We start from the raw sequence: 16394 nt of genomic DNA on the forward strand, positions 1-16394 counted from the left end.
AAAAAGATACAGCGGACAGCAGGATCAAGCTCCTTAAAAAATCATTAATGAACAGAAATGTTCTCCTTAAAAATATTAAATTACAATGAAAGTACTTGCAAATGACGGATTGACACAGTCTGGAATAGATGCTCTGAAACAAAACGGATTCGAGGTGATCACCGATAAAGTGGCTCAGGAAGATCTGATTACATATATCAACGAACAACAAGTAACTGTTTTGCTTGTGAGAAGTGCAACGAAAGTGACCAAAGAAATGATTGATAATTGTCCAAGTATGGAAATCATCGGCAGAGGTGGTGTCGGGATGGATAATATCGAGGTTGCTTATGCGAGAGAAAAAGGTAAACACGTTATCAATACTCCGGCAGCTTCATCGGAATCTGTTGCAGAATTGGTTTTCGCCCATCTTTTCTCAGGATGTAGATTTCTTCAGGATTCTAACAGACAAATGCCGGTAAAAGGAAACACCGAGTTTGCGAAACTTAAGAAAAAATACGAAGCTGGAATCGAACTGAGAGGTAAAACCATCGGGATCGTAGGAATCGGAAGGATAGGACAGGAGGTTGCAAGAATTGCTCTTGGCCTGGGAATGAAAGTGATTGCTTCTGATACCAGAATCGGTAAAGCCAGTGTAAGAGTAGACTTCTATAACCAGCAATATATCAATGTAGAGATAGAAACAGAACCGTTGGAAGAATTGATCCAGCATTCGGATTTCATCACGCTTCATGTACCAGCTCAGAACGGACCGATTATCGGAAAAGCGGAGTTAGAGAAAATGAAAACCGGTGCAGCTATTGTAAATTGTGCAAGAGGAGGTGTGATAGACGAAAATGCTTTGATAGAAGCTTTGGATTCAGGGAAGTTAGCTTTTGCAGGTCTTGATGTTTTCGAGAACGAACCTACACCTTCTGAGAAGATTTTGACCCATCCGAAAATTTCTTTGACGCCTCATACAGGTGCGGCTACAGAAGAAGCTCAGGACAGAATCGGAACTGAACTGGCGAATCAGATCGCAAGTATCCTTTTGGTTAAATAATTTAACTTAAATATAAATAAAATGCCTGTCTTTTTGACGGGCATTTTTTATTTTTGCGATTCAGATTAAAATTTTACTTTTGCTGAGAATTATGGCAGCTTTTTCCGTCTTCCGTTCCCAATCTTTTTTAGCCAAGGCTTTTCCAGCCACAAAAAAGGATTTCCACTCAAGCCGGGCTGCAGCTTTTACCTTTGAAACAACTTTTGTCAGGTTAATGACGTTCAAACTATGAAAAGAAAAGTTCTTCTGATCTACACCGGCGGCACGATCGGGATGGAAAAAGATTACGAAACAGGAAGTCTTGTTCCGTTTGATTTTTCCACGATCTTCAAAAGAATCCCGGAAATGAATCTCCTGGAATGTGAGGTGTCCGTTCATCCTTTTAAAAATCCAGTGGATTCCTCGGATATGGGTCCACAGGAATGGCGAATGATTGCCAATTGGATTACTAAAAACTATGACAACTTTGATGGCTTTCTGATTCTTCACGGAACAGATACAATGTCTTATACGGCTTCCGCACTTAGTTTTATGCTCAGAAATCTTGATAAGCCAGTGATTTTAACTGGTTCACAACTTCCGATTGGAGACCTGCGAACTGATGCCAAGGAAAATCTTCTTACAAGTTTATATTACGCCAGTCTTTATGAAAATGACGAAGCCGTCATTAAAGAAGTTGCTGTCTATTTTGAATATAAACTATTGAGGGGAAATAGAAGCCTGAAATATTCGGCGGAGTTTTTTGACGCTTACCAGAGTCCGAATTATCCAATTCTGGGACAATCCGGTGTCCATCTCAATGTTGATAAAAATGTTCTTTGGAAGCCAAAAGGAAAATTTGAACTGGATAATTACCTGAATGAAAATGTATTATTCTGCAGGATTTTCCCCGGAATGAACTTCGAATCTCTGTTGGAAATCAAAACTACTGAAGCTATTATTTTGCAGGTTTTCGGATCGGGAACAATTTTTAATAACGATAAAACGCAATCGGTTCTTCAGGAATTAAAGTCTCGGGGCATTGAGATTGTGGTAATCAGCCAATGTATTTCCGGAGGAATTAGTTTTGGGAAATATAGCAACAGTAATATTTTCACCAAGATTGGCGCCATAAGCGGAAAAGATATGACAGCGGAATCTGCGATCACAAAAGCAATGCATATTTTGAAGAATCCGAAATATGACAGAGACTTCTCAGAATTATTCAGTGAAAATATTTGTGGAGAAATTACAGAAGACTTTTGACAGAGTAGATAATTAGATTTTACAAATTAGAACTTAGATTAAATTAAAAAAAATATTCTGCCCCAAAGCATTTTATCTTTTGAGAATTCAGATATTTCATTATATTTGCAACCTCAAATAGAGAGGTGTCCGAGTGGTTGAAGGAGCTAGCCTGGAAAGCTAGTGTGCGGGTAACTGTACCGAGGGTTCGAATCCCTTCCTCTCTGCAAAAAACAAAAGCGGCTTATTTTTATAATAAGCCGCTTTTTTGTTCTTAATATGTAATAATTAATAAAGAACACCTAAACTTTCTGCCGAGAAATCTGATATCTCATCTAATTTTCCTTCTTTTATTTTCTTTACCCACGCATGATCGCTTAACAAAGCTCTGCCAACTGCTACAAGATCAAAATCCTGACGATCCAGTCTTTTCAGCAATTCCGAAAGATCACTTTTCTCAGAACCTTGTCCGGCAAATGCACCCATAAAATCGCCTTTCAATCCCACAGATCCCACAGTGATAGTTGGTTGCCCCGTGATTTTCTTTGCCCAGCCTGCGAAGTTAAGGTCAGAACCTTCAAATTCCGGTTCCCAGAAACGGCGCTGTGAGCAATGGAAAATATCCACACCAGCCTCTTTCATTGGCAAAAGCCATTCTTCCATTTCGGCTGGTGTCGTCGCCAGTCTGCTTTTGTAATCCTGCTGTTTCCATTGGGAAAGTCGAATAATGATGGTGAAATCCGGTCCGACTGCAGCTCTCATTGCTTTGATGATATCGACCGCAAATTTGCTTCTTTCTTTCAAGGTTCTTCCGCCGTATTCATCGGTTCTTGTGTTGGTCACTTCCCAGAAAAACTGATCGATCAGATAACCATGCGCACCGTGAATTTCCAGAACATCAAAACCAAGATCTTTCGCCGATTTTGCCGAAGCTGCAAATTGTGCAATTGTATCCTGGATATCTTCCAAAGTCATTGTGGATGCTTTTTCCATCTCACCAGCCGGGTAATCCGGAGAACTTCTCGTGTCGCCAACGTGCCAGATCTGAGGTCCCATTTTTCCGCCGTTTTTGTGGACAGCATCTATTACGTTTTTCCAGCCTTGCAAAGCTTCGGTGCCGTAAAAGTCGGGGATATTCTGCATGTTTTTTGATCCTGGTCTGTTGATTACAGTTCCTTCGGAAAGAATCAGTCCCACTTCTGATGCAGCTCTTCTGGCATAATAATCTGCAATTTGCTGAGTCGGAACACCGTTATCAGATTGAGCTCTGGTCATAGGAGCCATCACGATTCTATTTTTAAGATGAAGATCTTTGTAACTAAACGGATTGAATAATGCGTCTAAACTCATTTTTAATTTTTTAATTTGATTAATTGTTACACAAAGTAACTAATAATAGTTTGTATTTGTATCTTTTAAATAAAAAAAGTGGTAACTTGGCAGTAACTAATAATGATAGTTAGTCCGTAAAAAGATATGAGACAGCAAAAGATACTTAACTGCAGCTGCCCTTTGGGAAAGGCGATGTCGGCTTTGGGAAGCAAATGGAAGCCCATTATTGTAATGGTTATTAATAACAGAACACTCCGTTTTGGAGAAGTTGCTGCGAGAATTCCTTCGATATCCAGAAAAGTTCTGACAGATCAACTGCGGGAAATGGAAATCGATAATTTATTAATCCGGCGGGAGTTCAAAGAGATCCCGCCGAGAGTAGAGTATTGCCTTACGGAAAAAGGGTTGGCTCTCTTGCCGATCCTCAATCTATTAGAACAATGGGAAGCCGAATTTGACCTTAAAACAGAAAATGTATTAGATTAAATTAGATTTTACCAATTGATCAAACCATTTTCCAAAGCATTGTTATAAACTTCTTCATCAAAAGAATAGAGGTCTGGTGCTTTATGAGCCCCGCCTTTTCTTTGTTCATCCAGTTTTTTTAGGATTCCCAGATTCTTTATTTTTCTATAAAAATTGCCTCTGTTGAGTTCTTTTCCAAGAATAGATTCGTATAATTTTTGAAGTTCAGAAAGTGTGAATTTTTCCGGCAAAAGATTGATGCCAATAGGCTTGATGGCTATTTTTTCTCTGAGTGTTATTAATGCCTTTTCTACGATCTCTTTATGGTCCATAGCCATTTCAATATCAGGAAGTTGGCTGAGGTAGATCCATTCGCAGCTTTCACTGAATTCATCAACGGTCAAATCAATTTTTGAAGGATTGTATAAAGCATAGTATCCAATTGTAATGAATCTCTGTTTGTGAAACAAAGTCTCATCGAAGTCCTCAAAGTAAGCCTCGCTTCTGTTCTTTTTTCCAAACACTGCAAATTCCTCAAGATAGGAAACAGCATTCACGCCAGCTCTTTCTTTAAGAATTCTGATAACAGCATCATCCAGATCTTCATCTTTTTTTATATATCCACCAGGTAAAAACCACTGTTTTCTATAATTCATTTTTAGCAGAAGAACTTTTAGTTCATTTTGGTCAAAACCAAAGATCACGGGATCTGCGGACAAATGAGGCAGAAAAATCTCTTTTGCTTCGTTCGATCTTTGTAAAATTAATTCTTTAGAGTCCATTTTATTAGTTTCTGGTGTCAATGTTACAAAAATATTAATAAAAAATTTGAAGAATGATAAATTTTAAGAAATCGAACGTTTTTTGGTGATTATTTAACGTAATAATTTCATTGTTTCTAAGCGAATCAATGAAATTTTAATTTTAATTTTAGTTATAATTTATTGATTAACAATGTTTTATACCCCATATTAAGTTTTATTAATATTTATTTGTTCAATTAAAATAAAGAATGTACTATTGTAATGCTTCTAATGGAAGCAATGATTTTTGTTATTTTTGAGGAGATGATTTAATGGAATATGCAGATTTACAACAATAATTTTAGCAGTTATCACAACTGTATTGTCTTTAACAATAATTGAATATAGACCTTAATTTAATTAATGTTATTAATAAAAGCTAAAGAAAAATTAAAATATATAACTTGAAATGAGAAAATCCACAATTAAAATTTCAGCTGTTGGACTGATGCTTTCCTTCGCTTCAGTTTTTGGACAAGAAAAGAATGATACTCTAGCTGTAAAAAATGCAATAAAAGCAGCTAAAACCGAAGAAGGCGTAAAAACTGTTGCAACATCTTCAAAAGAAGACAATAACAGAAACGTAATGTTGAACGCAGCCAATAACACAAGTCCAAGAGACGTGAATATCGGTTTGCCGTCAACAGTTGGCGGAATTACGATTCTTGAAAATGACCTCCCCGTTGTTTATTTTTTCTGGCCGGAGCTTCCAAACAAAACCTGGAGACAAAGTGTAGGATTAGAAAAAACCGGACTATTGAAAATGGATCAACTGGCAAATACAATGGGCGACCTTGGTTTTGCGGTGAATTCTTATTCTCAGACAGGAACGAAAGATTTTAAAGCAAAAGGAAAATTCACAACCAGTACATTCGGTTGGCTGCAAGGTGATGTTAATGTTTCAGGACCTATTTCCAAAAATGGCTGGACTTACACTGTTGGCGCTTTTGCAAACTTCGACCCGAGCACCTACAAACTTGGTTTTGCAAGAAATGTTGATGAAACAAAAATTTTCAGAGCAGGTATTACCAAATATTTCAATAATGATAAAGGTAAAATCTCCATCTTATACAAGTATGCAGATTCTTACAGTATTACCAATTATGCGGTTTTCCAATATGGTGAAAATGGGAAAGTAACCGAGTTGGATAACTTCAAAATAGGAAGAGACTCTTATATCGTGAATGACGGAAATATGAAGTTTAAAGATATTCTTTCCGGACAAACCTATTTTGCAAACCTTGCAGGAAATGATAATAGGTCAAGTTCTCACAATATCGATGTTTTAGGAAATTATCTGCTGAATAACGGCTGGAATTTCAAATTCTCAACAAGAGCACATTTTTCCAAGGTAAAAATGGCGAACAGCATTCCTTTGAGTATTTTCAATGCTGCGCCGGGAGCTGGTTACACACTGGCTTCAAACGGACAGGCGTATTCAGGTCCAGTCGGAACACAGCTGGCAATGTACACGCCGGAAACACCGATTACGAGTGTTGCAGGACGTTTTTCACTGAACAAACAGGTGGGAAATCATAACCTTACCGTAGGTGTTTTGGAGCAATATTATCACATCGATAAATTCACCTCAAACCGTTCTTTCTTCTACCAAACTGTTGGTGCACAACCTCAAAGATTAATTAGCCCAAATACTGATTCAGACGGTTTCTATAACTATAATGCAGGTGCAGAATACCACAGCGGAACAGAAAACAAATTATCGGTTTACGGAACTGACGAATGGAAAGTTTCTGATAATTTCAATTTGAGCTATGGTCTGCATTTGAAAAATCACATTCTGGACGGAGAATATTCTCTTACGCAAAGAACCATTGGTTTTAGCTTCACAGACCCAAGTCAGTTTAATCAGATTAATCATAGCTTTTACCAGATTGGAGGGAGTTTGAACGCGACTTACAACATCAGCAAAAACTTCGGAGTAATCGCCAACTTGCTCTATACCGAAGAAAACAGAAGACTGGAAAGTTACTCGCAGGCGTTCGAACCGAATACCAATAAAATCAAAAGCCCACTGGGAGCATTGGGGATTTTCTGGAACACAGATTTTATTCAGCTGATTTCTCAGGCTACGTATCTTAAAAAGAACAACAACCTGAACCGATACAACTTAGTAAATCCTGCCAATACTTCTCAGGCACAAACGACAACGGTTTATTATGATATCCAAACTTTGGGATGGACAACGGATTTTGTCTTAAAACCCTTCAAAGGATTTAACTTGCATTATTTGGTGACGTTCCAGAATCCGGTTTACAAGAAATTCAATTTCAATGCTTTTGGGACAGATTACAATTACAGTGATAATAATGTTTTGGGAGTTGCTAAAACTTTAATGGAAATCGACCCGAGTTACACGATTGACAAGTGGAGATTCTGGGCAAGTTTCAGATATTTCTCAAAACAATATGCGAATCTTACCAACGCTTTGTACTTCGCTCCAAGATGGGAAACTTTCGGTGGAGTAAGTTATACGGTTAATAAAAATATCAATCTTGGCGCAACGGTTATCAACTTCCTGAACCAAAGAGGAGCAAGCGGAACCATCAATGGTGCTGAACTGATTACCGACGCCAATCCATACTACGGAAAATTATTGACGGGAACTTACATTATGCCATTAACAGGTCAGTTTTCTGTAAGCTTTAATTTCTAAAATTTTTAAAATGAAAAAATCAGTATTCAATATAGCCGCTTTATTTCTGGGTTTGACTGCATTTTCTCAAAATATCCAAACCGTGACCAATTCCAAAGGTCCGGTTTTAGGGTATTCTGCAGATTCGGGTGTAAAAATCCTGATAGTTGGCGGAAATAAATTCAAAGATTTAAACAAAAACGGAAAACTCGACAAATACGAAGACTGGAGACTTCCGGTTGACGAAAGAGCCAAAGATTTAGCTTCAAAAATGTCCGTTGAGCAGATTGCAGGATTAATGTTGTACAGTGGTCACCAATCGGTTCCGGCTCCTGCAGAAGGTTTCAGAGCAGGAAAATACAACGGAATGTTTTACAAAGAAAGCGGTGCAAAAGCTTTTGATTTAACGGACCAGCAAAAGAAATTTTTAAAAGAAGATAATCTTCGTCACGTTTTGGTAACAACGGTAGAATCTCCGGAAATTGCTGCAAAATGGAGCAATAATATCCAAGCGTACATTGAAGGTTTAGGTTTGGGAATTCCTGCCAACAACAGTACAGACCCAAGACATTCAGCAACCGTAACGGCAGAATTTAATGAAGGAGCAGGCGGACAGATTTCACTTTGGCCAGACGGTTTGGCAATGGGTGCAACTTTCGACCCGGAATTGGTGAAGAAATTCGGAAACATCGCCGCGCAGGAATACAGAGCCTTGGGAATTTCAACGGCTTTATCGCCTCAAATTGATTTGGGAACAGAACCTCGTTGGTACAGAATCGCTTACGTTTTCAGCGAAAGTCCGGAATTGACGGCAGATTTAGGAAGAGGATACATCGACGGTTTCCAGACAACCATCGGAAGTAAAAACGGTTGGGGAAACAAAAGTGTAAATGCAATGGTGAAACACTGGCCGGGAGGCGGACCTGAGGAAGGTGGTCGTGACGGTCACTGGGCAATGGGAAAATTTGCGGTTTATCCGGGAAATAATTTCCAAAACCACGTAAAACCGTTTACTGAAGGTGCATTTAAATTAAATGGCGGAACCAAAGAAGCTTCTGCGGTAATGCCTTATTATACTATTAGTTTTAATCAGGACACGAAAAACGGAGAAAACGTTGGAAACGGTTACAGTAAATACTTAATCACCGATTTACTCCGTGGAAAATACAAATACGACGGCGTAGTCTGTACCGATTGGTTAATTACCGCAGATGAACCAAAATCTCCGGGAGGATTTGCCGGAAAACCTTGGGGAGCAGAAAAATTGTCAATCGCTCAACGTCATTACAAAGTGTTAGAAGCCGGAGTTGACCAATTTGGAGGAAACAACGATAAAGCTCCTGTTTTGGAAGCCTATCAAATGGGCGTAAAGGAACACGGTGAAAAAGCGTATCGTGCAAAATTTGAGCAGTCAGCGGTTCGTTTATTGAGAAATTTCTTCAGAACCGGATTGTTTGAAAACCCTTACGTTAACGTTGAAGAAACCAAGAAAATCGTTGGGAATCCTGAATTTATGAAAGCAGGTTACGAAGCTCAGGTTAAATCCATCGTAATGTTGAAAAACAAAGCCAATATTCTTCCGATTAAAGAAAGAAAAACGGTTTACATTCCGAAAAGATATTCTCCTGCAACCTTCAACTGGTGGGGAGTTTACACCGGACCATCTTTGGAATATCCTGTCGATATCGAAAAAGTGAAGAAACATTTTAACGTCACCGACGACCCTGCAAAAGCTGATTTTGCATTGGTTTTCGTGAAAAGTCCGCACAGTGAAGAAGGTGGTTACAGCGAAATCGACGCGAAAGAAGGCAGAAACGGTTATGTCCCGATTTCTCTTCAGTATCAGACGTACACGGCAACCGAAGCTCGTGAAAAAAGTATCGCAGCAGGCGACCCTGTTGTTGCACCGAATGTACACGACAGAACATTCAAAAACAAAACTTCCACAGCGACCAATTTCACAGATTTGTTAGCGATAGAAAATGCTTACAAAGCAATGAACGGAAAGCCGGTCATCGTTTCTATCACAGCTTCCAAGCCGATGATTTTTAATGAATTTGAAAAACACGCAGACGCAATTCTGATGAATTTCAATGTATCCAATCAGGCAGTTGTAGATATTGTGACCGGAAAATACGAACCTTCGGGATTGCTTCCACTTCAGATGCCTGCAAATATGGCGACGGTTGAAAAGCAGAAAGAGGACGTTCCTTATGATATGGAAACTCACAAAGATTCCGAAGGTCACAACTACGATTTCGGATACGGAATGAACTGGTCTGGTGTGATTAAAGATGCCAGAACTCAAAAATATCATAAGCAATAGTTCATCAAAAAATTAGTTAATTGATGTCTTGAGACCGGGCATTAGGTTCGGTCTCATTTCTTTTAACCGTATTTATTTGGGCAGCTTTTCCGCCTTCCGTTCCCGCTTTTTTGTCATTGCGAAGAAACTGAATTAATCAGTTGAAATTTTCAGCAATCGCAATCACAAAAAGAGCTCCACTCAAGTCGGGCTGCGTGCAATTCGATGTTAAAATCAACAGCGTTTTTGTCATTCCGTAGGAATCTCAACAATGATATTTGAAATACTGAGCTTAGATTCCTACGGAATGACAAGCAACTACAAAGTTTAAGAACTAAAAATCAAAACAATTTAAAAAAATGAAAAAATTAATCATAGCAAGTTTATTTCTTGCAGGTTTAACAACCATCAATGCTCAAAAATCAATTCCATTATACAAAGGAAAAGCGCCGGGAACAGAAAACTGGACGCAGAAAGAAGCACAGCAATTCAACGAATTGTTCAAAACGGAAGTTGTTTTCAACGTAGCGCAACCTTCAATGTTATTATTTGAAGCCGATAAGGCGAAAGCTAACGGAACGGTAATCGTTGTCGCTCCGGGGGGTGGTTTTCAAAGTTTATCCATCAACAGAGAAGGAATTGATGTTGCCAAAAAACTAGCAGAAAACGGAATCACGGCAATCGTTTTAAAATACCGATTATTGGAAACAAAATCCAACGATCCTGCAAAAGAAATGATGGAAGGCATCAAAGACCGAAAAGCATTCGACGCAAAAACAGCTCCAATCAAAGTAATGGCTGGAGACGACATCAAAACGGCGATTTCCTACATCAGAACCCACGCAAAAGAATTAAATATCAATCCTGAAAAATTGGGTGTTATCGGTTTTTCAGCGGGCGCGAGTGTGATTTTGGAAAGCGTTCTTCACAGCAAAGATGCTTCAACGTTACCTAACTTCGCAGCTTCGATTTACGGCGGACCAAGTCAGGAGATTTTAGATACTCAGATTCCTTCAACGCCTTTACCATTGTTCATTTGTGCTGCAAGTGACGACCAATTAAAGCTGGCTCCAAAATCAGTTTTATTATACAACAAATGGATGGAAGCAGGACAGCCAACTGAACTTCACATCTACGAAAAAGGCGGTCACGGATTCGGAATGGGGAAACAGAATCTTCCTGTTGATAAATGGTCGGATGTGTATTTGGATTGGCTGAAATTCCACAAATTTTTATAGCATTTGATTAAATCATAAAGATTGTACTGACTTTAGTCTCACGTAGATTGAGTAAATTTTGCAGATAATAAATTAAGAAATGTACTTTATCTGAATAATCTGCGGGAGATTTTATAGAGTCCCAAAGGGACGATTTACTAAAGGATAGGATAAAATCCTATCAGAAAATAATCAATAACTCTTTTGTGGTTAACCTAAAACAATGAAATCAATTTTTAATATAGTTTCTTTTTTTGCGACAATCGCTGTGTCCGCACAGTCTTCTGCCGTGATTTCGGAAATGGATAAATACGTAAAACCCCGCTATCGCGTTATCGTCGATAACGATTTTGGTGGCGACCCCGATGGTTTGTTTCAACTAGTTCATCAGATTCTTTCGCCTGCCGTAGAAATCAAAGGAATTATCGGTTCCCATTTAAAACCAGGCGACCCGTTTGACAAATCAGATATTACTGCGGAAAATGCTGTAAAAAGAGTCAACGAAACGTTGGAAGTAATGAATTTGAAAAACAAATTTTCAGTTTTCCAAGGTTCAAATGACCAATTGAAAGATTTGAAAACTCCTAATGTTTCCGAAGGTGCGAAAGCCATCGTTGCAGAAGCAATGAAAGCGGATGAAAAAAATCCTTTGTTCGTGGTTTGTGGCGCAGGTTTGACGGAAGTTGCAAGTGCCTATTTAATGGAACCAAAAATCGCAGACAAAATTATCGTCGTTTGGATTGGTGGTCCTGAATATCCCGATTTAGCAACGCCTCCTCCGGGTTACACGCCTTTGGAATATAATTTAGGAATCGACATCAAAGCAGCACAGGTTGTTTTCAATGAATCCAACTTAAATATCTGGCAAATTCCGAGAAACGCTTACCGACAGACTTTGATGTCTTATGCAGAACTCGTAACCAAAGTAAAACCTGAAGGAAAAACCGGAGCTTATCTCACTAAAAAGATTGAAGACCTGATGGAAATGGTTCAGAAATTCAATCTGAAAATCGGCGAAACCTACATTATGGGTGACAGTCCTTTGGTTTTGTTGACGGCTTTACAGTCTTCATTTGAAGCTGACCCGTCATCAAGTTCTTATGTTATCAAAAATGCACCGAAAATCAATGATAACGGACTTTACGAGGATAATCCAAAAGGAAGAAACATCAGAGTCTATACACAATTAGACACTCGACTGATGTTCGAAGATTTCTATTCAAAATTAAAATTATTCAATAACAAAAAGTAAAAAATATAGAATTATGCAGAAGAATATATCAACGCTGATAGGACTTTCTCAGAAAGCAAAATATTCAGGATTATTCCTGGCTTTATTGGCTGCATCGTCGTTTGCGAATGCTCAGACTAAAAATGCAACGGTAACGGTTGACGGAAAAACATTTAAAGATTCCAACAAAAACGGAAAACTGGATGTTTGGGAAGATACGCGTCTTTCGGTGGAGAAAAGAATTGAAGCCATCATCAAGCAAATGACCAATGAAGAAAAAGTAAATCTTCTCATCGGAACCGGAATGCCCGGAATTGAAGTATTGACAGGACCTGTCGGAGATTCAAAACAAGGTTTGGTTCCCGGAGCAGCTGGTGGAACGGATTCTTTTGACCGTTTCGGAATTCCTGCGACGATTGTTGCGGATGGACCTGCAGGTTTGAGAATTCAGCCGACAAGAGATAATGATTCAAAAACATATTATGCAACGGCTTTTCCTGTTGGGACAGCTTTGGCTTCAACCTGGAATAAAACATTGTTGGAGCAGGTTGGAAAAGCAATGGGAAATGAAGTTAAGGAATATGGAGTTGATGTTCTTTTGGCTCCGGCTTTGAACATCCAAAGAAATCCATTGAACGGTAGAAACTTCGAATATTATTCTGAAGACCCATTAATTTCAGGGAAAACTGCAGCAGCCGTTGTGAACGGAATTCAGTCTCAGGGTGTGGGAACTTCGATTAAACATTTCGCTGCAAATAACGAAGAAACCAACCGTTTAACCATCAATGCTCACGTTTCTGAAAGAGCAATGAGAGAATTATATCTGAGAAATTTTGAAATTACCGTTAAAGAATCTCAGCCCTGGACGGTAATGTCGTCTTACAACAAAGTGAATGGCGTTTATACTTCAGATTCAAAAGATCTGTTAACTCAGGTTTTGAGAAATGAATGGGGTTTCAAAGGAATTGTAATGACCGACTGGTTTGGAGGTTTTCCGGGATTTGAATCGATTAGAAGCGGTGGAATTTCTGACGTTGTAAAACAGATGAATGCAGGAAACGACTTGTTAATGCCCGGAATTCCTGCACAGAAAAAAGTCTTGCTGGAAGCTTTAAACTCAGGGAAATTATCTCCGGAAGTTGCGAATCTTAATGTGAAAAGAATCTTGGAATATGTTTTCAAAACACCAACTTTCGCACAATATAAATACAGCAACAATCCGAATTCTGTTCAAAATGCAGAAACGACAAGAAACGCTGCTGCAGAAGGAATGGTTTTGCTTAAAAATGAACAAAATGCTTTGCCTTTTGCTGATAAACAAAAAGAAGTTTCATTATTCGGAGTAACTTCTTACGCCTGGATCACGGGTGGAACAGGAAGTGGAAGTGTGAACAACAAACACACGGTTTCTTTGTTGGAAGGATTAAATGCAGCAGGTTATAAATTAGACAAAGAACTTGCTGATCTTTACACCCCTTATACTGAAAAAGAAGTTGCAGCCGAAAAAGAAAGAAGAAAAGCGAGAGGAATTCTGGCATTGCCTGAAAGACTCCCCGAAATGAAAATGGATGATGCTTTCTTTGCTAAAAAAGCAGAAACTTCAGAGATTGCTTTCGTTACTTTAGGAAGAAATTCCGGAGAAGGCGGTGACAGAGTGGTAGATAATGATTTCAATCTGGCGACAGAAGAAATCGAAATGCTGGATAAAATCTCTAAGGCTTTCCATGCAAAAGGTAAGAAAGTGGTGGTGATCTTAAACATCGGAGGCGTAATTGAAACTGCGTCGTGGAAAGATAAAGTAGATGGAATTCTTTTAGCTTGGCAACCTGGTCAGGAAGGCGGACATTCTGTTGCAGATGTAATCTCAGGAAAAGTAAATCCTTCAGGAAAACTGACGATGACTTTCCCTGTGAATTATACAGACCACGCTTCTGCAAGGAATTTCCCTGGAATTCCTGCGGATAATCCGAAAGAGGTGACGTATCAGGAAGGTGTGTATGTTGGATACCGTTATTTCAATACATTTAATGTAAAACCTTCTTACGAATTCGGTTATGGTAAGTCTTATACAGATTTCGCTTATTCGAATATTAAAACCAATTCTAAGACTTTTAATAACAAATTAGAAGTTACAGTTGATGTAAAAAATACCGGAAAAGTTGCAGGAAAAGAAGTAGTAGAATTGTATTTGTCTGCTCCTGGAAAAACGATTGACAAACCAAAATCTGAATTGAAAGCGTATGCTAAAACCAAAGATTTGAAACCGGGAGAATCTCAAACGATTACTTTGACTCTTAATCCGAAAGATTTGGCTTCATTTGAAACTGCAAAATCAGCTTGGATTGCAGAAGCAGGAAATTATAAAATTTCTGTTGGAGCGTCTTCTTTAGATATTAAACAAACTGCAGAATTTTCTGTTCCTAAAGAATTGATGGTTGAAAAAGTTCAGCATATACTTCCCGCAGATCAAAAGTTTGAGGATTTGAAACCTTAAAAATATACTCTCCCTGATTGAGCAGATTTTGCAGATTCTCTTTAAAAAATCTGCACCATCTGTAAAATCTGCGAGAGATTTTAGTCAAATAAAATAATCAATATCAAACTTGACTTTTTAATGACAATTTATTGTCTCAAAATAAGTAATTATTAACAAAAGAGGCTAGAGATAGCCTCTTTTTAAATTAAATGTATATGACAAATAATAAAGTAAAATCCACGAACAAGAGTTATACTGTTCCGCTGATTACGATTACGCTTTTGTTTTTTATGTGGGGATTCATCACGTGTATGAATGACATCCTTATTCCTTACCTGAAACAGCTTTTCAGCCTGACATTCTTCCAGTCGATGCTGGTGCAGTTTTGTTTCTTTGGCGCTTATTTTATAGGCTCATTAATTTACTTTTTGATTTCAACGACCAAAGGCGATCCTATTGATAAAGTGGGTTACAAGAAAGGAATTCTTTTCGGAATTTTCCTGGCGGCTTTTGGTTGCGTCTTGTTTTATCCTGCGGCGAGTTTGTCTTCTTATCCATTGTTCTTAGGCGCTTTGTTTATCTTAGGTTTAGGATTTACCGTATTGCAAATTACAGCGAATGCTTACGTTTCGTTATTGGGTCCGGAAGATTCTGCATCCAGCCGACTGAATATGACACAGGCTTTCAACGCATTCGGAACAACCATTGCGCCGGTTTTGGGCGGTCATTTGATATTCGAATTGTTCTCTGCGCCGGATGGTTCTTTCTCTGCATCAGCCACGAAGATTCCTTATCTGATATTTGCCGGAATCTTATTATTGGTTGCATTATTAATTTCGAGAGTGAAGCTTCCTGATTTTCAGGTAAAAGGGGAAGAAATCGTAAAAGGTTTCGGAGCGTTGCAACACAATCATCTGAAATTCGGTGTTTTTGCAATGTTCTGCTATGTAGGTGGGGAAGTAGCTGTCGGAAGCTTTATCATCAGCTTTTTGGAGCAGCCACAAGTAATGAATCTTTCTGAAGTAGTAAGCAAAAACTACCTGTCTCTGTATTGGGGAGGTGCGATGATCGGACGTTTCCTTGGAGCTATTTCATTGAACCATTCAATTAGTCAAGGAAAAAAAGCTTTATATATGTTGGGAGCAGCAACTGCTGTTTTTCTTGTGATTTTCAGTATTGTTGATTTGACTTTTGCACAGATCAGTTTCTTTTTAGTATTTATTGCTCTGAATTTCATTGCATTTTTTATCGGAAAATCTGCTCCGGCAAGAACGTTATCCATCTTTGCAGGAATCAATGTTTTGTTACTGATTTCAGCAATGTTGAATCACGGTGAAATGGCGATGTACAGCATTTTAGGAATCGGAATTTTTAATTCTATTATGTTCTCTAATATTTACACATTGGCGATTTCAGGGTTAGGAAAATATACAAGTCAGGGTTCATCATTGGTGGTGATGGCGATTTTAGGAGGTGCAATTATTCCTATTTTTCAGGGATATTTGGCAGATCAATTCGGTGTTCAGCATTCCTTTGTGATTCCTGTGTTCTGTTACCTGTTTATCCTGATCTTCGGAGCATATTGCACCAAATATCTGGGTCATGTGAAACAGGATGTGGATGCTAAGTCTGGACATTAAGATTTT

Annotated in this window: 11 protein-coding genes and 1 tRNA gene; 10 read left to right on the forward strand and 2 right to left on the reverse strand. The window is 38.6% G+C overall.

The annotated features are described in order from the left end of the window. Positions 1-85: 85 nt before the first annotated feature. From ACFJGY_RS07855 to ACFJGY_RS07865, 3 genes are all read left to right on the forward strand, one after another. Positions 86-1042 carry a D-2-hydroxyacid dehydrogenase gene (locus ACFJGY_RS07855; protein WP_379969780.1) on the forward strand — a complete coding sequence of 319 codons (957 nt, stop codon included), beginning with the start codon at positions 86-88 and terminating at the stop codon, positions 1040-1042. 228 nt (positions 1043-1270) lie between these two features. Further along, the gene (locus ACFJGY_RS07860; protein ID WP_379969782.1) at positions 1271-2287 is read left to right on the forward strand and encodes an asparaginase; all 1017 of its coding nucleotides are present in this window, start codon (positions 1271-1273) and stop codon (positions 2285-2287) included. Between the two features lie 119 nt (positions 2288-2406). Next, positions 2407-2493 (forward strand) — tRNA-Ser (locus ACFJGY_RS07865). Positions 2494-2554: 61 nt separating this feature from the next. Here the strand turns inward: ACFJGY_RS07865 and ACFJGY_RS07870 are convergent. Then, the gene (locus ACFJGY_RS07870) at positions 2555-3616 is read right to left on the reverse strand and encodes an NADH:flavin oxidoreductase (RefSeq protein ID WP_379969784.1); all 1062 of its coding nucleotides are present in this window, start codon (positions 3614-3616) and stop codon (positions 2555-2557) included. Between the two features lie 126 nt (positions 3617-3742). Between ACFJGY_RS07870 and ACFJGY_RS07875 the strand changes: the two genes are divergently transcribed. Continuing rightward, positions 3743-4084: a winged helix-turn-helix transcriptional regulator gene (locus ACFJGY_RS07875; protein WP_379969786.1), complete on the forward strand. Its 342-nt coding sequence runs from the start codon at positions 3743-3745 to the stop codon at positions 4082-4084. 8 nt (positions 4085-4092) lie between these two features. On the opposite strand, the gene ACFJGY_RS07880 is transcribed toward ACFJGY_RS07875, so the two are convergent. Then, positions 4093-4845 (reverse strand): NUDIX domain-containing protein, encoded by a 753-nt coding sequence (locus tag ACFJGY_RS07880; RefSeq protein WP_379969788.1) that lies wholly within the window; start codon positions 4843-4845, stop codon positions 4093-4095. Between the two features lie 430 nt (positions 4846-5275). Between ACFJGY_RS07880 and ACFJGY_RS07885 the strand changes: the two genes are divergently transcribed. From ACFJGY_RS07885 to ACFJGY_RS07910, 6 genes are all read left to right on the forward strand, one after another. Continuing rightward, positions 5276-7540 (forward strand): TonB-dependent receptor, encoded by a 2265-nt coding sequence (locus ACFJGY_RS07885; protein ID WP_379969790.1) that lies wholly within the window; start codon positions 5276-5278, stop codon positions 7538-7540. 10 nt (positions 7541-7550) lie between these two features. Beyond that, the gene (locus tag ACFJGY_RS07890) at positions 7551-9845 is read left to right on the forward strand and encodes a glycoside hydrolase family 3 protein (protein WP_379969792.1); all 2295 of its coding nucleotides are present in this window, start codon (positions 7551-7553) and stop codon (positions 9843-9845) included. A 338-nt stretch (positions 9846-10183) separates the two neighbouring features. Then, positions 10184-11062 carry an alpha/beta hydrolase gene (locus ACFJGY_RS07895; protein ID WP_379969794.1) on the forward strand — a complete coding sequence of 293 codons (879 nt, stop codon included), beginning with the start codon at positions 10184-10186 and terminating at the stop codon, positions 11060-11062. 202 nt (positions 11063-11264) lie between these two features. Beyond that, positions 11265-12293: a nucleoside hydrolase gene (locus tag ACFJGY_RS07900; RefSeq protein WP_379969796.1), complete on the forward strand. Its 1029-nt coding sequence runs from the start codon at positions 11265-11267 to the stop codon at positions 12291-12293. Between the two features lie 13 nt (positions 12294-12306). Continuing rightward, entirely contained in the window at positions 12307-14766 is a 2460-nt protein-coding gene (locus ACFJGY_RS07905) for a glycoside hydrolase family 3 C-terminal domain-containing protein (protein WP_379969798.1), read from the forward strand. Between the two features lie 197 nt (positions 14767-14963). After that, a complete protein-coding gene (locus tag ACFJGY_RS07910) occupies positions 14964-16388 on the forward strand; it encodes a sugar MFS transporter (protein WP_379969800.1) in 1425 nt (474 codons plus the stop codon). The last annotated feature ends 6 nt before the right edge of the window (positions 16389-16394 follow it).

The sequence above is a fragment of the Epilithonimonas sp. UC225_85 genome, from assembly GCF_042695135.1.
Lineage (GTDB): Bacteria > Bacteroidota > Bacteroidia > Flavobacteriales > Weeksellaceae > Epilithonimonas.